At 60.6% G+C, this 22893-nt stretch carries 25 protein-coding genes; 7 read left to right on the top strand and 18 right to left on the bottom strand.

What is annotated here, in order from left to right:
- Positions 1–47 precede the first annotated feature (47 nt).
- Both AABF56_RS36445 and AABF56_RS36440 read right to left on the bottom strand, forming a co-directional pair.
- The gene (locus AABF56_RS36445) at positions 48–941 is read right to left on the bottom strand and encodes an ABC transporter permease (protein WP_272809612.1); all 894 of its coding nucleotides are present in this window, start codon (positions 939–941) and stop codon (positions 48–50) included.
- Positions 938–2050, bottom strand: coding sequence for an ABC transporter ATP-binding protein (locus AABF56_RS36440; RefSeq protein ID WP_272809613.1), 1113 nt, complete (start codon positions 2048–2050; stop codon positions 938–940). The genes AABF56_RS36445 and AABF56_RS36440 overlap by 4 nt, the downstream gene beginning before the upstream one ends.
- Before the next feature lie 203 nt (positions 2051–2253).
- Between AABF56_RS36440 and AABF56_RS36435 the strand changes: the two genes are divergently transcribed.
- From AABF56_RS36435 to AABF56_RS36415, 5 genes are all read left to right on the top strand, one after another.
- On the top strand, positions 2254–2940 hold the full coding sequence (locus AABF56_RS36435) for a GntR family transcriptional regulator (protein WP_272809614.1): 687 nt from the start codon (positions 2254–2256) through the stop codon (positions 2938–2940).
- 98 nt (positions 2941–3038) lie between these two features.
- Positions 3039–4358, top strand: coding sequence for an aspartate aminotransferase family protein (locus tag AABF56_RS36430; RefSeq protein ID WP_272809615.1), 1320 nt, complete (start codon positions 3039–3041; stop codon positions 4356–4358).
- 26 nt (positions 4359–4384) lie between these two features.
- Positions 4385–6100: an acetolactate synthase catalytic subunit gene (locus AABF56_RS36425; RefSeq protein ID WP_272809616.1), complete on the top strand. Its 1716-nt coding sequence runs from the start codon at positions 4385–4387 to the stop codon at positions 6098–6100.
- The gene (locus AABF56_RS36420; RefSeq protein ID WP_272809617.1) at positions 6097–6873 is read left to right on the top strand and encodes an SDR family NAD(P)-dependent oxidoreductase; all 777 of its coding nucleotides are present in this window, start codon (positions 6097–6099) and stop codon (positions 6871–6873) included. The genes AABF56_RS36425 and AABF56_RS36420 overlap by 4 nt, the downstream gene beginning before the upstream one ends.
- Before the next feature lie 12 nt (positions 6874–6885).
- A complete protein-coding gene (locus AABF56_RS36415; protein ID WP_272809618.1) occupies positions 6886–7587 on the top strand; it encodes a response regulator transcription factor in 702 nt (233 codons plus the stop codon).
- Here the strand turns inward: AABF56_RS36415 and AABF56_RS36410 are convergent.
- The 16 genes from AABF56_RS36410 to AABF56_RS36335 all read right to left on the bottom strand — a co-directional run bounded on the left by AABF56_RS36410 (position 7576) and on the right by AABF56_RS36335 (position 21682).
- Positions 7576–7794, bottom strand: coding sequence for a hypothetical protein (locus tag AABF56_RS36410; protein ID WP_272809619.1), 219 nt, complete (start codon positions 7792–7794; stop codon positions 7576–7578). The genes AABF56_RS36415 and AABF56_RS36410 overlap by 12 nt on opposite strands.
- Before the next feature lie 296 nt (positions 7795–8090).
- Entirely contained in the window at positions 8091–10214 is a 2124-nt protein-coding gene (locus AABF56_RS36405) for a type IV secretory system conjugative DNA transfer family protein (RefSeq protein WP_272809620.1), read from the bottom strand.
- The gene (gene virB11, locus AABF56_RS36400; RefSeq protein WP_272809621.1) at positions 10211–11209 is read right to left on the bottom strand and encodes a P-type DNA transfer ATPase VirB11; all 999 of its coding nucleotides are present in this window, start codon (positions 11207–11209) and stop codon (positions 10211–10213) included. The genes AABF56_RS36405 and virB11 overlap by 4 nt, the downstream gene beginning before the upstream one ends.
- A complete protein-coding gene (gene virB10 / locus AABF56_RS36395; RefSeq protein WP_272809622.1) occupies positions 11206–12624 on the bottom strand; it encodes a type IV secretion system protein VirB10 in 1419 nt (472 codons plus the stop codon). The genes virB11 and virB10 overlap by 4 nt, the downstream gene beginning before the upstream one ends.
- Complete coding sequence (locus tag AABF56_RS36390; protein ID WP_272809623.1) at positions 12621–13406, bottom strand: TrbG/VirB9 family P-type conjugative transfer protein; 786 nt, start codon at positions 13404–13406, stop codon at positions 12621–12623. Before AABF56_RS36390 ends, virB10 begins: the two co-directional genes overlap by 4 nt.
- Positions 13403–14137, bottom strand: a complete 735-nt coding sequence (locus AABF56_RS36385) for a virB8 family protein (RefSeq protein WP_272809624.1) — start codon at positions 14135–14137, stop codon at positions 13403–13405. Before AABF56_RS36385 ends, AABF56_RS36390 begins: the two co-directional genes overlap by 4 nt.
- 153 nt (positions 14138–14290) lie before the next feature.
- Entirely contained in the window at positions 14291–14650 is a 360-nt protein-coding gene (locus AABF56_RS36380) for a hypothetical protein (RefSeq protein ID WP_272809625.1), read from the bottom strand.
- Between the two features lie 28 nt (positions 14651–14678).
- Positions 14679–14912, bottom strand: coding sequence for a hypothetical protein (locus AABF56_RS36375; protein ID WP_272809626.1), 234 nt, complete (start codon positions 14910–14912; stop codon positions 14679–14681).
- A 54-nt stretch (positions 14913–14966) separates the two neighbouring features.
- A complete protein-coding gene (locus AABF56_RS36370) occupies positions 14967–15986 on the bottom strand; it encodes a type IV secretion system protein (RefSeq protein ID WP_272809627.1) in 1020 nt (339 codons plus the stop codon).
- Positions 15987–15990: 4 nt separating this feature from the next.
- The gene (locus tag AABF56_RS36365; RefSeq protein ID WP_272809628.1) at positions 15991–16164 is read right to left on the bottom strand and encodes a hypothetical protein; all 174 of its coding nucleotides are present in this window, start codon (positions 16162–16164) and stop codon (positions 15991–15993) included.
- Between the two features lie 6 nt (positions 16165–16170).
- Positions 16171–16887 (bottom strand): type IV secretion system protein, encoded by a 717-nt coding sequence (locus tag AABF56_RS36360; RefSeq protein WP_272809629.1) that lies wholly within the window; start codon positions 16885–16887, stop codon positions 16171–16173.
- Between the two features lie 11 nt (positions 16888–16898).
- Positions 16899–18062 (bottom strand): transglycosylase SLT domain-containing protein, encoded by a 1164-nt coding sequence (locus AABF56_RS36355; protein WP_272809630.1) that lies wholly within the window; start codon positions 18060–18062, stop codon positions 16899–16901.
- Positions 18055–20466 carry a VirB4 family type IV secretion/conjugal transfer ATPase gene (locus AABF56_RS36350; protein ID WP_272809631.1) on the bottom strand — a complete coding sequence of 804 codons (2412 nt, stop codon included), beginning with the start codon at positions 20464–20466 and terminating at the stop codon, positions 18055–18057. Before AABF56_RS36350 ends, AABF56_RS36355 begins: the two co-directional genes overlap by 8 nt.
- Positions 20463–20753 (bottom strand): type IV secretion system protein VirB3, encoded by a 291-nt coding sequence (locus AABF56_RS36345; protein ID WP_137934773.1) that lies wholly within the window; start codon positions 20751–20753, stop codon positions 20463–20465. Before AABF56_RS36345 ends, AABF56_RS36350 begins: the two co-directional genes overlap by 4 nt.
- Before the next feature lies 1 nt (position 20754).
- A complete protein-coding gene (locus AABF56_RS36340; RefSeq protein WP_203320554.1) occupies positions 20755–21078 on the bottom strand; it encodes a TrbC/VirB2 family protein in 324 nt (107 codons plus the stop codon).
- A 43-nt stretch (positions 21079–21121) separates the two neighbouring features.
- Entirely contained in the window at positions 21122–21682 is a 561-nt protein-coding gene (locus AABF56_RS36335) for a lytic transglycosylase domain-containing protein (protein ID WP_272809632.1), read from the bottom strand.
- Between the two features lie 89 nt (positions 21683–21771).
- Here AABF56_RS36335 and AABF56_RS36330 point away from each other — a divergent pair, with 89 nt between their 5' ends.
- Together AABF56_RS36330 and AABF56_RS36325 are read left to right on the top strand one after the other, a co-directional pair.
- The gene (locus AABF56_RS36330; protein WP_272809633.1) at positions 21772–22389 is read left to right on the top strand and encodes a hypothetical protein; all 618 of its coding nucleotides are present in this window, start codon (positions 21772–21774) and stop codon (positions 22387–22389) included.
- Positions 22379–22888, top strand: coding sequence for a thermonuclease family protein (locus AABF56_RS36325; RefSeq protein ID WP_272809634.1), 510 nt, complete (start codon positions 22379–22381; stop codon positions 22886–22888). The genes AABF56_RS36330 and AABF56_RS36325 overlap by 11 nt, the downstream gene beginning before the upstream one ends.
- The last annotated feature ends 5 nt before the right edge of the window (positions 22889–22893 follow it).

Here is a 22893-nt window from a genome sequence, read left to right as displayed (position 1 = left end):
CCCGGTGGAGACCGAGTTCACCGGCGATTGCGCGTCGTGTACTTTGATTAGTGGACACCGTTGAATCCTTTGTTGTGCGACAGCGCTTTGCGGAAGACGACGACAAGAAGCAGCGTCACGGTCAGAAGGACGGTGCTGAGAGCGGCTGCAAATGGCCAATCAACGGCGACGAGTGTCTGCTGCCCGATCAGTGTTGCCATCATCATGGAGTTGGGGCCGCCGACGAGCGCCGGCGTGATGTAGAACCCGAGGGCCAGAACGAAGCACAGGATCATTCCAGCAAAAACGCCGGGTAGGCTGAGCGGCAGGGTAATCAGGAAAAAGGACCGCACAGGACTGGCACCAAGATTGGCGGCTGCCCTGGTTAGATCGGCCGGCAAACTTCGGAGCGTTGCCTGGATAGGCAGGATCGCGAATGGCAGGAGCACATGTGTCATGGCAAGGATGACGGCACCTTGCGTATATATGATCCGGATGGGACCGTCAGTTAGGCCCATACCTTGCAATAGATCGTTGATCGGGCCGTTGCGCTGGAACAGTACGACCCATGCGTAGGACCGGACAAGGACGGAGGTCCACAGGGGAACGAAGACGCATGCCGTGACGATCAATGCAGCCTTGCGCCTTAGCCGCGACATCGCCATTGCGATGGGATAGCCCAGCACGAGGCAAAGGATGGCGACGGCCGCTGAGATCAAGACCGTGTCCACGAGCACTTCCATATAGAGCGGATTGTGTGTCATGCGCAGATAGGGTTCGCCAGCATCGGCGAAACTGAGCTGCACAAGGTGGAGGACCGGATACAGGAACCCGATGGCCAGCAGCGACAGAAGCGGCAAGACGAGAAGCAGAGATAGGCCAGGCGGGTATAATTTTGCCGAATTGCCCCGACGAATATACAAAATCCAGGATGACAGTCTGTTCTGGGCAGTCGTACTCACCGTGCGCCCTCGCTCGCTGCAGAAAAAAGACGGGCATGTTCCGGTGCAAAATCGAGGCCGACGAGAGCACCACGCTCGGGAGCCGGCTCGATGGCAGGCAATTGCACGCGCACAATTGCGTCGCCGTGGGCCGCAATGCGCACGAGCGCAAACAAAGAAGCACCCGCGAAAACAACAGAATCGACCGTGCCCTCGAGAGGTGACTCCCGATCCCATTTCGAACGGCGCAAACGAAGATGTTCCGGGCGCACGCCCAGGCGCAAAGCCTGGCCGATCGCGGGACGATCTCTGGATCGACTACCGGAAATGGTGATCGGAGATGACGAGCCTTTCACAACGACAATGACCGACGTATCGTCGGAGGAAACAACGCTGACGGGCAGGAAGTTGATGGAACCCACAAAGTCGGCAACGAAGGCGTTTGCCGGATTTCTGTAGAGTTCGTCGGGCGCACCAATCTGCTGAAGGCTGCCGCGATGCATGACCGCGACGCGGTTCGACATGGTCAGCGCTTCCTCCTGGTCGTGCGTCACATAGACAACGGTCGCGCCAACCGTTTCGTGAATGCGCTTGATTTCCAGTTGCATGGACTCGCGCAGCTTTTTGTCGAGTGCGCCGAGCGGTTCATCCATGAGGATCACGGGTGGATTGAAGACGAGCGCTCTTGCGACGGCGACGCGCTGCTGCTGACCACCCGAGAGTTGGTGAGGATATCGATGCTCAAGCCCGCCGAGTTGAACGAGGTCGAGCATTTCGGTAACGCGCCGGCGCCCCTCCGCCGAGCGAGATGATTTGCGCATCCGCAAGGGAAACTCGATGTTTTGCCGAACGGTCATATGCGGAAAGAGGGCATACCGTTGGAAAACCATGCCGATGTCACGGCGATGGGGTGCTGCGGCAGTGATATTCTTCGTTGCGATATGAATGGACCCGGAACTGGGATGCTCGAAGCCAGCGATCATCGTCAGCAAGGATGTTTTACCCGACCCCGATGGACCCACGATAGAGACGAACTCTCCCGCATGAATTTCCAGCGAGGTGTCTCTCACAGCCTCGACTGCCCCGTACCGCTTCGAAATGTTCGAGAGCGTTAAGTTCTTTCCGATCAACGTGTTCTCCCAGATTTATGTGCCGGCTTGCGGCATGGCGGCGGTCTCTTGGTTTGGATCCGCATTGTGGAATGGCCGGCGCAAACGGTGTGACATCCGTTGCGCGAGGCGCTAATGTTGATGCGACATAACTTCGCAAAGTCTTTGCATTTGCCGTTTTGTTGCAACAAAAATTATCGCTGTCAACCATCTTGAGGTGTAAATTGATTGATGAGGATCACAATAGCGCGAAATCCGGCCTAGGCCCGCGATTGGGAGATTCGGCTTATGAGGCGCTAAAGGACAGGATTAGCCGCGGCGTCTATCGACCGGGAGACAAGCTGACGGTGCGTTCGGTCGCCGAGACCCTTGGCGTCAGCTCGACCCCCGCGCGTGATGCAATCAATCGCCTGGCCGCCGAAAATGCCCTGGTCTATGCAGGCCCGAAGACGGTCATTATTCCGATCCTCTCTGAGCGTGACCTCAAGGAGGTCACGGTTATCCGTATCGCATTGGAGGGGCTGGCGGCGGAGGAGGCTGCGACCAGATGCACTGCCGATGACCTTGCTACCCTTAAGTCATTGCAAGGTATGATAAATAATGGCTTGGAGAAGCGGGATTACGCTTCTGTTCTGTGGCACAACAAGGAATTCCACTTCCTAGTCTATGCCCGCTCTGGGCTGCCGCACCTGGTCGACCTGATCGAGGCGCAATGGCTGCGGGTCGGCCCCTCCTTCTATGGCCTCTATCCGGAATTTGCGGAAGAGAAATACGGGGTGCGCAACCATGAGATGGCGATGGATGCCATCCAGGAGCGCGACTGTCGCGCATTGCGCGCGGCATTCGAAGGCGACATTCGCACCGGATATCTCCGGCTGCGCAGTGCGTTGAGGGCCCGTGTTTCGCAATAAGGTAGATTTTTGTTGCGCCGCATTGACATGACGATATTTTGTTGCAACAAAAATGCGAAGCTTTCATAAAGCTCGTATTTTGTAGCGAAGGTAGTCAAATGCTCACAGAAATCGCAGCCGGCGACGCCGTTGCGCTTTGCCGCTCGTCTCAACTCTTTGCACGCGGACAAAAAGTCTTCCCGGCCGGTGTGACTCGCGCAACCATCGACAGGGAACCTCATCCAATTTATGTGGCGAGGGGCGAGGGGGCCTATCTCGTCGATGTCGACGAAGCGCGCCTTCTCGACCTCAACAACAACTTCACCACCTTGCTTCATGGCCATGGGTTCAAGCCGGTGGTGGAGGCGGTTTGCGAGCTGCTCGCGGCAGGCACGTGTTTTTCCAATCCCACACGGTACGAAATCGCACTTGCGGAACTGCTGACATCGCGTATTCCAGCGATCGAACGCATCCGCTTCGTGAACACCGGCACCGAAGCCGTGATGTTTGCAATCAAGGCGGCGAGGGCCTTTACCGGGCGTTCCGCCATCGCGCGGTTCGCCGGCGCCTATCATGGCGCCTACGATTGGGCGGAGGCCGGTCAAAACGGCTTCGATATCCGACTGGATGGTAGCCGAAACGCGCGCCTTGGATATCGCGGCGCACCCAGCGAAATCGCGAATGATGTGCTGGTGCTGGATTTCAACGACGCAGATGGTCTGGATGATACCATTGCGGCGCATGCCAGCCGCATCGCAGCGATCCTGATCGATCCCATGCCAAGCCGTGCCGGCCTCCTCGAACCCCAACCTGTTTTCATTGAACGGATCATGGACGTGGCCAATCGGCACGGCATTCTCATCATCGCTGATGAGGTCTTGAACCTTCGGCAAAGCTACGCGGGTGCATCTGCACGCTATCGCCTGAAACCGGACTTTGTGGTTGCAGGCAAGATCATCGGAGGCGGGTTTCCGATTGGCGCAATCGGAGGAAATGCGGAGGTCATGTCCGTCTTCGGGGGGGATCCCAGTTCGCCTGTCGTCTCCCAAGGTGGAACGTTTTCGGCAAATCCAGTATCGATGGTTGCCGGTCTCAAGGCGATGGAAGCGGCAACCCCTGCGGTATTCGATCGACTGGAGCGACAGGGAGACTGGCTTCGCGCTGAGCTCTCGGCAGTCGCGCGCGAACATGGGGCGGCGTTCTCGGTAACCGGGGCGGCGTCTCTCCTGCGCATTCATCCGCGGGCGACACCGCCGACCACCTATGCCGAAGCCGCGCCGACACCCCCTGATATTGCCGCTATGCGCTCACTGAGCCGCCATTTCCGCGAAAAGGGAATTTTACTGCCGCATGATGCCGCCGCATGCCTTTCCACACCCATGGGCGATGATGAACTCGAACATGTCGTTGCGACATTCGAGCAGTTTCTCGTCGACTAATGCCTTTCTAATCAGGAGACCCAACCTTGAACGCCAACACTGAGACTGAAACCGTTGCCGAACGTATCGCAGCCGCGCTGAGACGTCATGGCGTCGAGACGATCTTTGCACAAAGCCTTCCGTCCGCAGTCGTTCTTGCCGCCGAGGCAATCGGCATCCGGCAGATTGCCTATCGGCAAGAAAACATGGGCGGCGCCATGGCCGATGGTTATGCTCGCGTGTCAGGTAAGGTCGGTGTGGTCGCCGCGCAAAACGGGCCGGCTGCGACCTTGCTCGTACCGCCGCTCGCCGAGGCACTGAAAGCCAGCATTCCGCTCGTCGCCCTGGTACAGGATGTCGAGCGGGATCAAGCGGATAGGAACGCCTTCCAGGACCTCGACCAGATGGCCTTGTTCCAGTCGTGCGCCAAATGGGTGCGCCGGGTTCAGGTCGAAGATCGTATCGAGGATTATGTCGATGCGGCGTTTACAGCTGCGACATCCGGCAGGCCTGGTCCAGTGGCACTCCTCCTGCCCGCCGACCTGTTGCGTGCACAGACGAAGGTTGCCGAGCGCCATAGGATAGCGCAACTCGGCTCGTGGCCCATTGATCGTTTTCGCCCGTCGGACGCGTTGATCCGACAAGCGGCAGACTGGATTGATGAAGCTGAAAGGCCGGTCGTTATCGCAGGTGGCGGTGTCCACGCCGGCGGCGCGGCGATCGCACTTGCTCATTTGCAGGATATCGCATCGCTTCCGGTCTGCACGACAAATATGGGTAAAGGCGCGGTAGACGAGCATCATCCGCTCTCAGCCGGCGTTCTAGGAGCGCTCACTGGCCCACGGTCACTCGGCAAATTCACGAAACGCCTTGTCGAGACCGCGGATCTTGTGCTTCTGGTGGGGACGAGAACCAATCAGAACGGAACCGACAGTTGGCGACAGATCCCGCCAGATGCACGGGTCATCCACATTGACGTCGATCCCAGTGAGATCGGTCGGAACTACGAAGCCCTGCGACTTGTGGGGGACGCCGGCGCCACGCTCGAAGCCCTGGCAATAGCGCTTGAAACCCTGGAACGGCGAAAAAGGCGTATGCAGCGCGACGCGGTCGAACGCGAGATCGCCCAGTGCTGGTCCAAATTCGAGGAAGAGCGCAAGACATTCTACACATCCGACAAATCCCCTATCCGGCCGGAGCGTATCATGCGAGAACTACAGCCCTGGTTGGATCACCGTCTCACCGTTGTGGCTGACGCCAGCTATTCATCCATGTGGGTTGTTGGCCAACTGCGCGCTACACATGTCGGGGCAAGATTCATCACGCCTCGTGGCCTTGCCGGACTTGGCTGGGGACTGCCTTTGGCCGTCGGCGCGAAACTGGCGCGGCCTGAAACATCCGTTGTTGCAATTGTCGGGGACGGTGGGTTCGCACACAGTTGGGCCGAGATGGAAACGATCGTCCGATCCGAAATCCCGGTGACGATCATCGTCTTGAACAATGGCATTCTCGGGTTCCAGCGGGATGCCGAAACCGTCAAGTTCGGTAAGTTCACGACAGCGTGCCACTTTGCACCCGTCGACCATATGGCAATCGCAAAAGCCTGCGGCTGCGATGCTTATCGCGTCGAAGATCCCGAGGAGTTGGAGGGCATGATCGGCGCGGCAATCAATTCCGGTCGGCCAACCTTGATCGAGGTCATGACGGATCCCGAGGCTCATCCGCCGTTGTCGCTCTTTGCAGCGATGGACGAGGCGGCGTGAACAGCGGGGCCGCTGCACCAGTTGCCATCGTGACGGGCGGAAGCACGGGGATCGGGCTTTCGACCGTCGCAACGCTCTTGAATGCAGGTTTCAGGGTCGCCTTCTTCAGTCACAACGCTCAGCATCTTCATCAAGCTGAGCAGGAACTGAGAGCCAGTCATCCGCCCTCTAACATCCTTGCCGACTGCGTTGACGTTAGATCGCAAGAGGCCGTGGACAGGTTTTTCTCGACGGTTCAGGATCGATGGCAGGTCATTGATGGTCTCGTGTGCAATGCGGGGATTTCGCCGAAGGGAACTAACGGCGCTGTTCCGTTTGAAGATGTCGACACGGCGCAATGGCAGGATGTTCTAAGCGTCAATCTGACAGGTGCCGTCTGGTGTTGCCAGGCGGCCCTGAAACGGATGAAGCCGCGGGGCCGTGGGCGCGTCGTTCTGATCGGATCGGTTGCCGGTAGAACGATCCCCCGGATCGCGGGTGCACCATATGTGGCATCGAAGGCGGCAATGGCGGGCGTCGCCCGATCGATGATTGCGGCATGTCACGGAACATCGATCACCGTGAATGTTGTTGCACCCGGCCGTATTGCGACGGACATGGCAGGGGACCCATGCAGCCCTGCGAATATTGAGGCACTAGCCCGGATTCCAGTCGCACGGCTTGGAACCGCCGCCGACATTGCTGCGCTCATACGCTTCCTCCTCTCGAAAGACGCAGGCTTTATCAACGGCGCGATCATCGACGTAAACGGAGGCGAATTCGCGCCACTTTAATCGTGGGGGAACATGGCACAAAAGGTTCTTGCGCAATTCGCGGATGCCCAACTCTTCCTATTTGTCCGGCATCTCTTTGCGGTCGAAGGGTTCGAGGTCGTGCTCGCGTCGGAAAACGAGGGCGGCATAGAGGAGGGAGCGGCCGACTATGTCGCTGTTGTCGTCGATGCCGCCGCTATATCCCGCGAATCCGGCTTCGCACAGCTGCGCCGTTCGTTCCCCGAGGCAGCATTCCTTGTCTTGTCTAGGGACGCTCAGACATTCGGGGATAACCTGAGCGCCAAGGACCTTGTGCTCAACAGTCCCTTCAACCCATCGAAGCTGGTACGCTTTCTGAGGCAGCTCCGCTACGGGCGCGGCCTCCGGGACGAGGTGTCGCGAGTGGATCCGATCCTCTGCTTCGCCGATCTCGAAATGGATATCTCGCGCCTGCAGGTTTCGCGCTCGGGGCAGCACGTTGCACTCACGGCGCTGCAGTTTAAAATCTTGCGCCACATGCTCGAGCGCCCGGCGCAGGTGTGCACGCGAGAGGAATTGATCATGCATTGTTGGCCGGAAGATTCCGAAGTGGAGTTGAGGACGGTCGATATCCATCTCGGCCTTATTCGCCGAACCCTAAAGCGTCTCGGTCCCGACTTGATAAGAACCGTCAGGGGCGCCGGATATGCGCTTCAACTGCCATGCGACGCATCAAAGGGGCCGTCACGTCATTAAACGGTTCAGCACACGGCCCCAAAGTTCGCTCTCTTGTTCGTTGCCTTCAAGCCATGCGTCAAGGCCGCAGTAAGCGACCGCCATAAGCGCATTCTCCCCGAAAATAGCCCTGGCCTCTATTCCGAGGGTGGACGCTTCTGCGTTCGCGTCGAAACGTTCCGTCATTTCGGTATGGGCCGGATCATGCTCGTTCGCATCGCGTGACACATCGCTCTCCAACGCGTCCGACGATGGCTAGTCTTGGGGTGGGTGCCGGACGTTGTTGCATATGTCGTTCTTGCAAAGTTGAACGTATGCCGTCCCTGGCGATGTCTACGGAAGACCTTAGCGCGCTTGGGTAGGGCCTGCAAGGCGATTTGCCTCGATGCCGGGTGTGATATCGACGCACCGTCGGCAACGCAACGATATCCAAAGCTGCAGCAAGGCGCTTGAACCTGCCGCGTGTTGCTACCGCCAATCTGACATGCCGTCGGGGCGCTTAACGAAGCCGGCCGGCGACACGTTCAATCATCGGCAAGGGCGGAGGCGATGTCTTCTCTCATCTTTCCCGCAGCCTGCTTCTTTTTGGGGGAGGTCTGCAATAGGGTCAGGATCTTCCCGATGGATTGATCCGCTTGTGCTTGCCGGCGTGCGGCTGCGTTTAATGCCGATTGAAAATCTGGAAGGCTGCCCGTCGAGGATTGGCTACTGGTTTCGTCAGGTTGCAGGACGTGGTTAGATACATCAGGCAGACATTTATGTTTCGCGGTGCGCGTCAGGTTCACTGGTTGATGAATAAATAACGCGCTACTCGCAGCAAACGTCGCTCCAGGTACCGACGTGGCCGGTGTTTCGCGCGTGTCTGAGGGCTCGTGTTCTGGTCGTTTAAACTGGATAGCGTCCGCCTGCTTCACGCTGTTCATAGTCGATAAGGCGCGCGCCGGGAGCCATGAGCGCTTCATCAGCTCGTTGTCGGCATAGTACGTGTTGCGAAGGCCAAAAATTGGTTGCTGGTTTCGCAGCTTTATGATGCAGCGAGTCTCATGCATCGCACCCAATTCGTCAGGGCGCATTAACGGGCTCATAGCCGTCTTGTGCGAGATGGTCGCTCCCTTGCGATCGAAGAGAGTGACGCCTGTCGATATCGCCTTGTCGACCGTAACTTCCTTCCGTTCGCCCAACAGCTGCGAAACATAGCGCTGGTCTTCGGGATCCTGCGCGCCAAGGAAGATCTGAGCACGGGCAGAGTTGACGAGGGTCTGCCTTCCTTCCCGCGTATAAAGGTTGTCGATGGACCGCAGCGACTGGACGAAGAACCAGCACGGAATGCCATAGCCCCCGAGGACGGTGGCGACGGTAAGGGCGTTTTCCAGCTTTCCCAGATTCTGGAATTCATCGAGCAGGACGAGGACACGCCGATCGCCGTGCTTCATCATGTTGCGCGACATGTAGTCCATGAACTGGACCATCAATACGTTGAAGATCGGCCCGATCGACGCGATCTGCTGGATACGGAAATCCAGATAAAGGCTCATATTCTCGCGCCTCATAGCTCGGATGTCGAAGGTCGACCGGGCCGTAGCGCGCAGGATGCGGTTGTTCTTGAACGGCCGGACGGCAGCGGCGAGGGAGCCATAGACCCCATCGAATTGCTTGCTGGCCATGACGGCAAAACGGGCGAGGGTGGTGTAGGTGAAGGAACTGATCCACTCGGCGCGAAGCTCGGGATTGGCAACCTCCTCCAGCCATTCGCGGAGCGGCTGATCACCACCCTCGACGACATTGAGGACCGTTCCCAGATTCTTGTCCATGTCGACGATATCGGGGTTCTCCAACACCCAGGATGTGACGCCGGCGAACAGCGCACGGGCATCGGAGATCCAGTAGGCATCGCCCTTGGGTGTCGGGAGTAGCGCGGTCGCGATCGAGTTGATGTCGATATCGCGTTGGTCGGGGTCGATGGCCACGAAATCCAGCGGGTTGTAGCATTCGGTATCGCCATTCTCGTCCGCGGGCGAAAACCGCAACACGCGCGAGAATTTCGAGCGATAGCCCGCCGTCGCCTCATAGGTTTCGCCGCGCATGTCGAGCACGACGATGCTATCAGGCCAGAGCAAGCAGTTCGGCACGATCAGCGAGGCGCCTTTGCCTGACCGCGGCGGGCCGATCACGAAGCCGCCGACGTCGTCGCCATCGATCCAGAGCTTCTTGCCCCCGAACAACATCGGCTTCATGAACCGCCGCCGGCCGGACCCTCGCTGCGTGAAGCCGCCGGGAACCTTGATCAGACTGCCGCCGATCCGACCGACGAACACGCCGCCCGTCCGGGTAAGCCCGAGGGCCCGCGCTTCCAGCGGGCTCAGAAACCGCGCATCCGTCGATTTCTTCTTGCCGGTCATTGCCGTGATGAGCATCGCGACGCCAGCAACCGCGCCAGCACCGGCCGCGATCGCAGGCCGATGCCAATCACCGGCGGCGAGATCGAGGCGCGCCGCTCTATAAGATGCGAGTATATCGTCCTGCAGCGCCTGGAACATCCAGGTCGAGTTGTCGAAGGCGTAATAGAGGCCGGCATAGGCAAGCGATGCAACGAAAGCCGTCATCGCAGCGGCGACGATCAATCCGAACAGCAGGATGGCCGGGTTCACAGCACGTCCCCCTTTGTGAAAACGATTTCGGACACAACGCGCCGTCCGTCGGGAAACCGATGAAGCTGAACAACCACCGGGATCACCTCCTTCAGGTAGTCGATGATTTCGTGCTTCTGCAGCCGAACGCCACTCTGCATGACCATCAAGGACAGGCGGTCATAGGCGTCGCGTGCGGAATTCGCGTGGACCGTGGTCAGCGAGCCCGGATGTCCGGTGTTAATGGCCTGGAGGAAGGAAAACGCCTCTTCGCCGCGAAGCTCGCCGAGCATCACCCGATCCGGCCGCATCCGGAGCGACGCTTCCAGCAATTGCTGTGGCGTCACCTTCGCCCGCCCTTGGTCACCCTTCGATGCGAGCAGGGCAACGGTGTTCGGCGTAGGCGGTCTCAGCTCGCGCGTGTCCTCGATCGTCACGATGCGCTCCTCGCCAGGAACCTCCTTCAGAAGCGCGTTGAGGAAGGTGGACTTGCCGGTAGAGGTGCCCCCGGACACGGCGATCGAAACCCGCGAACGCACGGCGGTCCGGAGAAACTGCATGACGTCGATATCGCCCTGCAGCATGGCGGCAAGGGTCTCTTCGGCCGGCGAAAGCCGGAGTTGGCGGCCAACCCGTGTATCGTCGAAGGCGCCGCGGCTCTTGTAGACGTCCAGGCCGATGTCGTGGATGACCTGCTTGCGGATCGAGATCGCGCCGCCGGCAGGTGCCGCCGGCGGCAGCACGCACTGGAAGCGCTCGCCGGTCGGAAGCGAGGCCGACAGGATGGGGTGTTCCTCGTTGACGACCTGGTTGGTGAAGCCGGCCACCCTTTCGCTCAGCGTCCTGATCCAGTCGGCGGTAAACTGCGCGTCGACAATACGTTCCATGCCGGCGTCGCCAAGTCGCTCGATGAACACTTCACCGGGGCGATTGACCGAAATTTCGGAGACGCGGTCGTCCGAAAGGAACGGCTTCAGCCGTTCAAGAGCTTTATCGAGAAACGGGAACTGCTTCATTTGTAGACCGGCGCAATCGGATAGTAGGGCGTCGGATCGACATTGCGCCTGATCTGGCCGCCGCGCTTCAGCCGCATCATCTCCTGCCGGACCGGGTCGGCATAGAAGGCGGAGAAGTCGAGATCGCGCCGGAGATAGACGATGATCGACTCGCCCTGGGCGACGTAGATCGTCGGCGGGATTTTTGAGCTTTCCTTGAAGGCTTCGTTGGCGATGTCCTGGAGGACCGCCGACGATTTTTCGGCGGCGATCGAGCGGGCTTCAGCAGCCGTGCGGCTCGGTTCCGTGGTGATCGTCGTCACCGCGCCGGTGATCGGATCGACCGACGAGATCGACCGGGCGCTTTCCTTGGCGGTATCGCCCAGCGCCGAGACATATTCCGCAGCACCGCCGATCACGGACAGCATAATTGCCGCCCCGAACCGCTCCCAGAAATGCGTGTCGATTTCACCGGTGAGCCCGGCGCGGCCGAGGCGATCGGCGCCAGGGGAGGCGATCTCGACGGAAACGCCGTCCGAGCGGATGACGCGGGACCAGACGATGAAGATGCGTTTCTGGCCGCGGGCCAGGCCGGACTTGTATTCCCCGACCAAACGCGAGCCCTTCGGAATGAGGATGCGCCCGCCGTCGAGAGAGCGAACATCCTCGCGCACGACGGCGCGCACCATGCCGGGCAGGTCGGTGTTGATGGCCGTCTCGAGGAAGCCACGGATCATTGTGCCCTGAGCGACGAGCGCGTCGGTGCGACCGAAGCGGGTCGCCTTGACGATGCCGGCGGTCTGCTTTTCCGACTGGGCGAGGAACGCCTTGTTGGCATCGCTTTCCGCGCCGGGGACCGCGACGAGCTGGCCATCGTCGGCGATGGTCACCGACTGATCGCCGGACAGCGACTCCCGGTTCGAGCCGTCAAGGACGATCTGCTCGGATCGCAGCCGTTCCCAGCGTGCCTTTTCCTCATCCGCCAACCGCTTCGCCTCCAGTTCGGCGAGACGGGCATTTTCTTCCGCGCGCCGGCGGGCTTCTTCCATCCTCAGCCGTTCTTCTTCGGCCCTGCGGCGCGCTTCCTCGATCTGCCGCAGCTTTTCGAGATCGTCCCCCTGGTTGACTGTGACGTCGACATCGGCGGAATCCACCGGCTTCTTCTCAGCGACAGGAATCTGCACCAGATTCGGATCGGCCGCCTGCTTCACCGGCTCCTCGGGGAAATCGCGAATGCTGGAGTTCGAGGTCTCGAAGCTCTCGCCGCTGCCTTCGGAAAGGTTGGGATTCTGTGCTCCGGCCGGCCAGTTGACGTAGGCCAGGACGCCAACGCCGACGATGAGCAGGACAGGAAGGGCCAGCTTGCCGAGGCGACCGTTGCGGTCGCTCGCCACGCTGCTTTGTCCATCGAGATGGTCGAAGTCGATCTTGCTCACCGCTGGCGCTCCTCTTTGTGGCCGAGGCGCTTCGGCCCGTAGGCGTCCTCGATGAGGTCGAAGGATTGGCGATTGGCCTGCCGGTTATAGAGGCAAAGCCACTTGTCGCCGGCGCGCAGGGTGAACTGCGCCGCGATCTTGTCGACGACGACATATTTGCCTTGCGTACGAAGATTGACGAGCGATTCCTGACGCTTGCCTTCGACCACGAAGATCGCGGGGATATCGCCCTGAAATTCCAGATACATATGCGTGCCGTCATCGAAGGCGACGCGTGGCTTAAGACTGGTGTCGCCCTTGAAGACATAGTCGTAGTTCAGGCGGTTCGGATCGAGATCCTTCAGTAACGGATCCTTGGCGCTCTCCTGCGCCGCCGCCAGCAGCCGGGCGTTGACGTCCTCGTCCGGATATTTGAAGCGAACCTGGAAGGCGGCGCGCAGGTCGGCCGCGGCGGAACCTTTCAGGAGCAGGGCATAGACGCGCTGGTTTGTGACGATGTTGACGTTCGTTTCGGCGTTTTCGCGCAGGGGCTTGACGAACAGGATGCCGGATCCCTTCTTTGGCACAATCGACCAGCTGGCGGTATCGCCGGCCGAAATGGTCTCGATCACCTCGGAACTGCCAAGCTGGATCATCGTGGAGACGCCGAGGCCGGCTGGCACGGTGACGACGGCATTGTTGTTGAAGGTGATGTAGCGGATACGCGGGTCGGCAGCGTGTGAGGCGGTTGCGGTGGCGAGCAGCGTGAGCACTGCGAGGGTGAGGACAGGTTTCCGCATCATCGCGCCGCCTTGTCCACCGGCAGAACTTCCGGCAGCGATTCCTGGTCGCGCCTATATTCGGTAGCCTGGAAGCCGAGCGGATTGTCGAAACGGTATTCGTTCTTGAGCGGCGCGGTTGTGTATCGAAAGCGAACCACCGAGACCCAATGCTCGCGGCGCAGGGTGTTGTCGCGGCGGGTGTCGGTCGAAAAGCGCACCGTCGCCGTGGTGGCGTTGAGGAACGAAACCGACTTGATGGTGACGGCAATACGCGTGTCGCGGCCAAGCAGTTTATCCTTCGATTGCGGGTTCGACGGCTCGAATTCGTGGCGGAGGTCGGCTGCGGCCTGCCCCGTCGAATAGAGCTGGGCGAGATCGTAGTTGTCCTTCAGCGCCCGCGGATCATAGGTCTCGCGCGCCCGGATATAGCGGACGATGTTGGCGGTCTTGATGGCGTCGTTCTCGGAAAGCTTGCTTTCGTTCAGAGAACGGGCGACCTCGACGAAGCCGGTAGTCTTGTCTGCGATCACCACGACGGCCTCGAACTGCTTCAGCGGGACGAGGAGATTGAGGGCAGAGAGGCTGAGCAGCGTGGAGATGCCGGCGACCGTGGCCACCGTCCAGGCGATCTTTCGGGAGCGGCGCTCCTTGCGATAAAGTTCGGCCTCCCAGGATGCGCCGGCTTTCCAATAGGCGGTGAGATCGATCGGCGGTGTATCGGGTGTGTTTCCGGCGGCGTCTTCGTTGGTCATTTGGGTATCCGGTGATCGCCGATGGCGAAAAAGAAACTATAGTTTATTCGGTAGGCCGAGCGATCTCCTCTACCGGGTGGGTCGGCGTCAGGATCAATCCGCAAAGCCAGTGTTCTGGGAGCGCTCAGCTCCTCGGTGCAGCCGCGCTAAGTCCTAGCTGCACCAGCGCATCAGCGTTTTCTTGGACGCCGTGTTGGAGAAGACGAAGGAGCGATCGTCCTTCACCTCGATCGTGACGGTATCGCGGTCGCCGTCCGCTTCATCGGAGCCGGCCTCGATCCACAAGACATCGAGCGTGTAAGCGCTGCCGTCGTGTTTGACGGAAAGCACCTTGCCGGCGGTCTTGTTGGCGCCGATAGCCTTGTCCTCGACATAGATAAACGCGGCCGCCGCGGCTTCGCAGCCGCCCTCGGCGGGCGCATAGGCCCCGGTCAGTACCGGCAGAATCGAGCTTGGCGATTGTGCCTGCGCCGCGCTGGGGATGAGCAGGCCGAGCGCGAGCATCGTCGACACGAATTTCCTCATTCTCAAGCCTCCTTGTTCAGAAACCGAACAATGCGCCGAGGCCTTGAGCATAGCCGGCGAGCATGTTGTAGAGATCGATGCAATATTCCGCGAACGGCTTGAAGAAGATGACCGCAAGGATGAACAGCAAATAGCCGAAGCCGCCGCCGTTTTTGGATTCGGCGCGAGCGTGTTCCGCAGCTTCTTCGTTGATCTGAGCCTGCTGATGTAGGGCCGCCTGATAGCGACGGGGATCATTCCAAGGGTGCATTCAAGCCTCCTTCATATAAACTATATTTAACGAGCAATGACCTGTCTGGCCAGCCTAAAATTGCCCGTTTTTTTCGGTTTCACGCTGAATCGCACGCGCCCGTGCTGCCTGAACGTCGGCGGATGTTCGGCGACGCCCGAGGCCAGTTCGGAGAATCTGCGCTCGGTTGGTGAATTGGTATCCGGTGCGCCGCAAAGATTCCCTTCCCGCCTGGAAGGGGACGTCGCCTTGGCCTGGCGCTGTGCCCCCGGTAATTGCGGCTGCAAAGGCCGGAATAAACCGGAACACGACGATCCCGAGAAGGCAGACGATCACGAAGGGCGCGACATAGGAGAGCTTGCTTTCCGTCGCGGTGTTGTTGGCGGTGTTGATGGCCAGCTCGATCAACTGATAGAGGAAGGCGAGGAACGCCATCATCAGCGTTTGCGTCACCATCAGGTTGACCATCAGCAGCAGCCAGCCGTCGGTGAAGCGGAAGGTCCAGCGATAGAGCGCCAGGATGATGAAGACCGGCGCCAGCGCCAGCGTGATGAACAGCATCAGCTTGGCGGCGAGGATCGCGGCCGACGCGACGGCAATGAAGATCATCGCGACGACAAAGACGATAGCACCGATCAGCGCGCCGACATATTCGAAGGTGCCGGTCGCCACCTGCTCATAAATCTTACCTGCGGTCTCGAACACGGCGTCGAGGATTTTGACGACGCCGGTTGTGTCGCCTGTGCCGCCATCGAGCGCACCACCCGAACCCGCGATGGACTCGATGATCGTATCGGAGATCAGGTTGGGCACGGACTGCACTAACTGGTAGAGCGTGGCGGAGAACGCTCCCCAGTTCGTGGCCATATAATAGATGGCGAAGGCACGGCCGAGCCGCCATGCCGCCTCCGGCACGGAGAAGCCATCGCGGCCAGCAAGGATCATGTATCCCCACCAGATGACATAGAGGGTGAGCATCGACCCGAACAGGACATTCACCTGGAGCGCAAGGCCGTCATAGGCGTTCTTGATGAACGTCTCGCCGATACCGTCGAGCTTCTCAAAAATGTCCGAAATGATCGTGGTCGCTGCCATCGGCCTATTCCTTCAGCACGGGCGCGAACACGTCATTGACTGGCCAAGCCGGGCCGCACAGGTCATCGGCTTCCGCATATCCAGAGATCGGCGGGCAGGGGGCCTTCTTCTCACCTTTCGTCTGGCAACCGGCGAGCAGGACGAGACCTGCCAGCATCGTGGCAACGAGGAAACGCATACGGCCTCACTTGAACGGGTTGATGTCTTTGTATTGCAGCATCTTTGCGGTTTCCGATTGCTGGGTCAGCCGCATCTGCATCTCGGTGTTGAGGGCCGATACGGCGCCATTCGAGACGCCGATCAGCTCGTTGATGGTGCGCGCCGTCTCCAGCTGCATGCGGGTGTTGGCGTCGACCGAGCCCTTGACGTCTTCGGCCGATCCGATCTGGCCGGTGGCCGACTGCAGCGATTGCTCGCGCTCCGTCACGCCTTTCGTCGCCTGCTGTGTCAGCGCCGAGAGCAGTGCGACCGTGTTGACGGCGCCCGAGAAAGCATTGTTCATCGCGCCGGCGTCCTCGCCCTCGACAATCGCCTTGACCTGCTTGACGAGCTGCAGCCCTTTGATCAGCGTGGCGGCGATATTCTGGGCGTCGGAGCCAAGACCGCCGAAGGACAGCGTGCCGCCGTTCATGATTGACGAGAAGGACGGCGCGGCCGAGACCGACATATTGCCGCCGAGACCGGTCGAGGAAATGCCCATGGAGCCGTCGCGGCTGCCGGAGAGCGCGCCGAGGATCTCCTTGGTCTTTTCCAGGATGTTGGTGTTGGTCTTCATGATCTCGCCGGTGTTTTCGGCGTTCTTCTTGGCGATGGCGAGATTGGTGTTGTCGATCACCGGGATGTCGGCGAGCGCCGGCGTCGCGAAGGTGAGGGCGGCGGTGACGACGAGAAGCTTGTTCATGGAGAACCCCCTTAATCGGCCGCGTTGGCGGCGTTCTGAATGGATGAGAGATTGTCACTGACCGAGCGATCCGAACCGCCGGATGAGAGGATTTCGCTGTCGGCGTCGGCGGCCGCGACGACCGCGCAGCGCGGCCAAGCCTCGCGCGGCACCTTCGTCGCCTCAAGGATGGCCGGATCGCAGCTATAGGGATTGACCTTGCTCTCGGACTTCAGCGTCTTGGTGGTCTCGGACGTTTTCGAAAGCCGCATCTGCATGCGCGCCTGCAGCAGCTTGTTGAAGAGGTTGCGGGCGGTGATCAGGTTGTTCAGAAGCTCGGCATTGACGGCGCGCGCCTGTGTGTTGTCGTCCCAGGCATCCTGGTAGATTTCAGAAGCGCCAACGGATTCCGACAGCGCATCGATGCGCCGCCCCGCCTCCTGGACGCGCGCCGTGCTCGCGTCGATCCCGGAAACCGCCCGGTCGACGGCGCCGGCCGCGGCGCTGTTCGAGCTGCGCGTGGCGCCTGAACCATAGTCCACGTAGGACTTATACGAGGGCGAGGAGATGTCCTCGATGTTGGAGCCGCCGGCATAGGCGTTGAACCAGGTGTGGTTCCGTCCAACTTTTCCGGCCCAGTTCTTCTGCTCGGCGACGGTCGATCCATTATACCAGGAGGCAAGGCACGCATAATCGGTGCTGCCGCACTTGTTGACGCCCATGCCGAGGTATTTGACGCCACCTTCGATGTTTTCCTCGTTGATGTCGCGGTCGAAGCCCATGCCCTTACCGGTCCGTTTCGTCAGCTGCATCACGCCCTTGACGCCGGTGGGCGAACCCGAGCACGTCGAAATCCCGGACTCGGCGTGGGCGACCGAAAGGGCAAGGCCGACGGGAACATTGTGCTTTTTCGCATAGTGCTTGATCAGCTCGACGTTCTTGGCATCCTCTTTCACCGCCTGCGCCGGCGAGCGATAAAGCCGTCGGTTCTTCTCCTTCTGGGAGATGTTGCAGTTGGTGACCTCCTGCTCCTCGAGCTGCTGACCTTGAGTTTCCGTATCCTTCTTCGAGTGCTCCTCGTCCTCGGCACGCTTGTCCTTCACATCGTCGTCGATGACCGGGATATCGGCCCATGCCGGCGGCGTCGGCGCTCCGGCCAATGTCGCGGACAGCAGGAGAATGATCGCTCTATGCATCGGTCGCCTCCGGGATGGTCCAGCCGCAGAAGTGGGGAAGCCAGGCCGCCGGTGCCTCGCCATAGGTTTCGCGGAGCGTCTGGCACTCGCGCACCGTCTCCGGCCGCCCGGAAAGCACCTTCACCAGATCGGGCATCGCCGAGAGGTCGAGCCGGGCGATGATCGAGTCCTGCGCATGCTTTATGAGAAAGGTGCGGCTGGCCTTGTCCGCCTGCTTGACAAAGCGAAACTCCTTCTCCGACAGGCCGAACGCCGTGCGGTAGCTTTCCTCGTCGGCGGAGGCGTTCGGAAAGAAGATGTTGGTCATCGTCTGTTCGATGATGGTGTTGCGCAGATCGGATCGCACGACGTCGGCCGCCGATTGCGTGCCGAAGCCGACGATGCCGTTCATCTTGCGGATGGTTTTGAGCCAGTCCTTGATGAAACCCGAGAACACCTCGTCATCGAGCAGCCGCCAGCCTTCGTCGAGGAAGATCATCGACGGGCGGCCATCGAGGATTTTCTCGATGCGATGGAACATATAGAGGAGGGCGGCCGAGCGCGTGCGCTTGTCCGAGAGGATCTCGGTCATGTCGAAACCGATGACCGAGCCGTCGAAGTCGAGCTTGTCCGTTGGGTTGTTGAACAGCCAGCCCTTGTCGCCCGTGGTCCATTCCTTCAGCCGGTCGGCAAGATCGCCGATCCCCGAACGCATACGCCCGCGCATCGCCTCGGCAAGCATGTCGAGCCGACGCTGCGGGCGCTCGAAGTCGGTATAGATACTGTCGACCGCATCGGAGATGACGGCCATCTCCTCTGCATTGAGCACGCGGTCTGCCGGCGTGACGAGATAGGAGATCAGCGTCTTGCCGAAGCTCCGGTTGGCGGGTGTGTCTTCGAGCTGCAGCGGCGCAAAGCCGGTCGGCTCACCGGGCGATAGCCGCTCATAGCGACCGCCCATCGCCCGCACGAAGATCTCGCCGCCGCGGTCCTTGTCGATGAAGACGCAGCGCGGTCGTGGCTCGACGCGCATGCCCTGGGCGAGCAGGAAGGACAGCGCAACCGTTTTACCGGATCCGGTCGGGCCGATGACGGTGAAGTTGCCGACATCGGCTTCATGGAAGTTGAAGAAATAGGCCGTCTGGCTGGTGGTCTCCAAGAGCGAGATCGGCAATCCCCAATGGACCTTGTGCGTCTGCCCGGACGGGAAATTATGCGCTGAGAACAGGCCGGCGAAGTTCACCGACGAGATCAGGCCCTGCCGGGCGATATAGGCGAAATTCGTCGGCAGTTGCGCCCACCAGGCCGCTTCCTGATTGAGGTCCTCGCGCACGGCGACGACGCCCATGCGCGCCAGTTCGGCGGTGACGTCGGCCACGGCACGGTTCAGCCGCGGCAGGTCGCGCTCGAGCACCGCGACGGTCATATGGTGCTTGCCGAACACGACTTCGCCGGAAGCCAGCCGGTCGCGCGCCGTCTCGATATCGTCCTCGACGGTCGTGCCGGCGTCGTCGGAGTTGGAGATCTGCCGGCTGATCGTGGCGATCGCCTCCGTGACCGTGGTGCGGTCCTCCGGCGCGAAGGAATGGGTGAGAATGAACTCGTAGGGAAGACGCAGCAGGCCGTCGAGCTGGCCGGGCGTCGTCATCGGCGGGTATTCCTTGATCGACACCATGGCCGCGACCTTCGACGTCGCGCCGTCGGCCGACCAGATCTCCGTCGCCTTGCGGCCGAACATGATCCGCCCGGTCCCGACATAATCGGCGAGCGACATGCGGGGCAGGGGCATGCTGCGCTCATCGCCGGCGGCGAGGATTTTTGCGAAGAATTCGGCCGGTTCGGAAAAGAGACCGCCATCGCGCGTGACGCAGGAGAGTATCTCGGGGCGATAGGTGCGGAAATCGCCGACGATGCCCGAGACCATATCCTTGAGATCGCGCAACGCCTCGCCCCGGGCCTCTACCTCGTTGTCGGCCATGCGGAAGATGTCGAACATCCGGTCGACCTTGCCGGCGCGCCCGGTCATGGGGCGTCGGATCACCGTCAGGTACAGTTCGTTGACGAACATCGTCCGGTGCTGGAGGCCGTCCATGTAGCGGGCGTTCAGCTCGTCAGCGAAAGGATTGTCGAAATCGCCATCGATGGCAGGTGCGATCTTGCGCCGGATGATGGTGGCATAGAGCGCGAAACGTGAGGAGCCGAGCGAACGGACCGTCATGTTGCGGTTGGCGAGCCGCGCATTGATCTCGGCCTGGTCCATGGTCTGGTAGGGCAGACCGGACAGCCGGATCACCTGCAGCAACAGGCCAGATTTGGTGACGATGGTCTCCTCATCGACATGGCGAAGATAGGGTACATGCGTGCCGATCCCCAGATCGCGGGCGCGCTCGCGTCCGAACTTCAGGTCGTGATTGACGATGTTCATGGGGCGTAGCTCCCCGCTTTCCAGAAGCGCCGGTTGCGGATCGCGCGGCGCATCGAAAGAAACACCTGCGCCACGCGGACGATGTGGATGTCGCGCTGGCACAGGTAGAGCCCGATGAAATGGACGGGCAGGACGACCAGCGGCGCGAGAAAGCTCGACGATGCGATGAAGATGACGATCCCGAAGATGCCGTTCACCACGAACACGATGATATCGACCCCGAAATATGTCGGCGGCCGGGTCAGCGGCTGGATGAGCGGTTCGACATCGGGCGCATCGTCACGCATGTCAGACACCCCCTGCTGCCTTCATGGCGTCGACCAGTTCGGCGGCGCCGAAGATGATGGCGATGCCGATGACGATGGAGATCGCGCCCTGCCAGGCCATGCGGCCGGTCAGGAACAGGAAGCCGAGAAAGCAGACGGCGATGATGGCGAGTGACCGCGCGACACTGCCCTGCAGGACACCGACAAACCATTCGAGGATGCCTTCGACGGGCGCCGCCGATTGCGCATAGGCGAGTTCTGGAACCAGGGCGATCGTCGTCGCGAGCAGTGCAAGCGACAGGACGGCCTTGCCGCGCGGGCGCGGCGTGATCGGGGTATTGCTCATGCGAAGTCCTTCGTGTCTTGGGAGGATGATCGGGGGACCGGCGCTATTCGGCGGTCCAGACGTGCTGGTCGCGCCAGGGCGAAGGCGCCAGCGCAACGGTCTCTTTTCGGGGGAGGCGGTTTCCGGCGCGCTTTTCCTGCGCCACTGAGGCCTTGGCGTTCAGCGTCCAGCGGTTCATCACTTTGACGATGTACTGGGCGGTCTCGTTGAATTCAGGAATGCCGCCCTTCTGGTAAACCCGCTCCGGGCCGGCATTGTAGGCGGCGAGCATCAGCAAGGGATCGTCGAACTCCCCGTAGAGCTTCTTGAGATAGCGGACACCGGCGCGGATGTTTTCCTCCGGGTCGCAACGGTCGGTCACGCCATAGTCGGACGCGGTTTCCGGCATCAGCTGCATGATGCCGACGGCACCCGCATCCGAGACCTGGTGCTGACCGCTGGCGCTCTCGACGTCAACCACAGCGAGCGCCAGATCGAGGTCCAGGTCTTCGTTGGTGGCGATGGTCCTCACCATCTCCAGAACGCGGTTCGTATCGACCGGATCGCAGGCTTGCGCGGACAACGCCGAGGTGGCGATAAGGAAGAATAGGACGGTGGTTTTCAATTCGATTGTCCGGGTTGCCGCATCGATGAATAAACTATAGTTTATTCGTATGGGATTCCCCTGTCAATTCAGAAATGGCTATTTCTGCTATGTACAAACAACTCAAGGTTACGGCCATTGCCGCATGCCTTTTGGTAGGTGGCGCGGGTTTCGCGATTTCGCAGGATGAAAATCCCTATGGGGAACCCTCGCCAAACTACCTTCGCCAGTACCGACAAGATGGGGTGAGGACGTTCGTGCTGGAACGCTTTGACGCCGATGGAAGGCTTGTCGCGCGGTCTGTGGCAAGGCTGGAAGGGAAGGTTGCAATTGAGGGTCCGGTCGAGCGAACGATCGGGGGCCAGAAGATCGCTCTGCGCGGCCTGACCGCCTGTCCGACGGACAAGGTGATCTATAACCGTGTGCAGTCTTGGAGCTGCGCCGATGCGGCGCGCGACTATGCCGAGGCGGTCTATAACAGGCGCGCCAGCGTCATTCTCTGCAAGACCCAGCTGCTGACGCCCGTGGCTGGCGAGACCATTCCGGCGTCATGTTTTGTCCTTGTCGGCGGTCACGGCGAGCCGTTCAGAACCGTCAACGACGACGACAGCATGGTTTTCCTCGGCCTCGCGGCAATCGGACGGACAGACGACGGCCGATCCCGCCGACCGGACCTCGAAGCATCGCAATCGCTTTCACGATCGATGGGATTCCAGAATGCGGATTGAGTTTTCCCTCGCCATGGCCCTGCTGCTGGCGACGACGGCGCGCGCGCAGGAGCAGACCATCTCGTTTCCTGCGGCGGTGAGTTTTGAAACGGGCGACAGCTGGCAGTACGAAGGCCGGAAATTCAGGCTGTTCGGCGTGCAAGCGTGCATTCGAGGAACGGCCTATCATGCTCCCGATGGAACGGAAAGCGATTGCGGCATGCAGTCGATTGCGTCCCTTGCAGCGCTTTTTTCGACCGGTTCGATTGGTTGCCAGTCCGTCGGCCGCGCCAATGACGATGCGTCCTTTGTTGTCTGCGCCGCCCAGCTCGACAATGCCACTGTCGACGTCGGGACAGCGCTCATATCCTCTGGCGCTGCATTTGCCGCCGCGTACCCTTCAGGCGCTCCGGTGTCCGCTGCCTATGCGGTTGCCGAGGCCATCGCCAAGGACAACGGAAGCGGGCTATGGGCGGGGCGGTTCGCCCATCCTGTCTCCATGCTTCTCGACAAGCGCTGACCAAA

It is taken from the genome of Shinella sp. WSC3-e (assembly GCF_945994535.1).
Lineage (GTDB): Bacteria > Pseudomonadota > Alphaproteobacteria > Rhizobiales > Rhizobiaceae > Shinella > Shinella yambaruensis.
The sequence above is the reverse complement of the archived record's forward strand: the minus strand, read 5'-3'. Positions and strand labels throughout refer to the sequence as shown.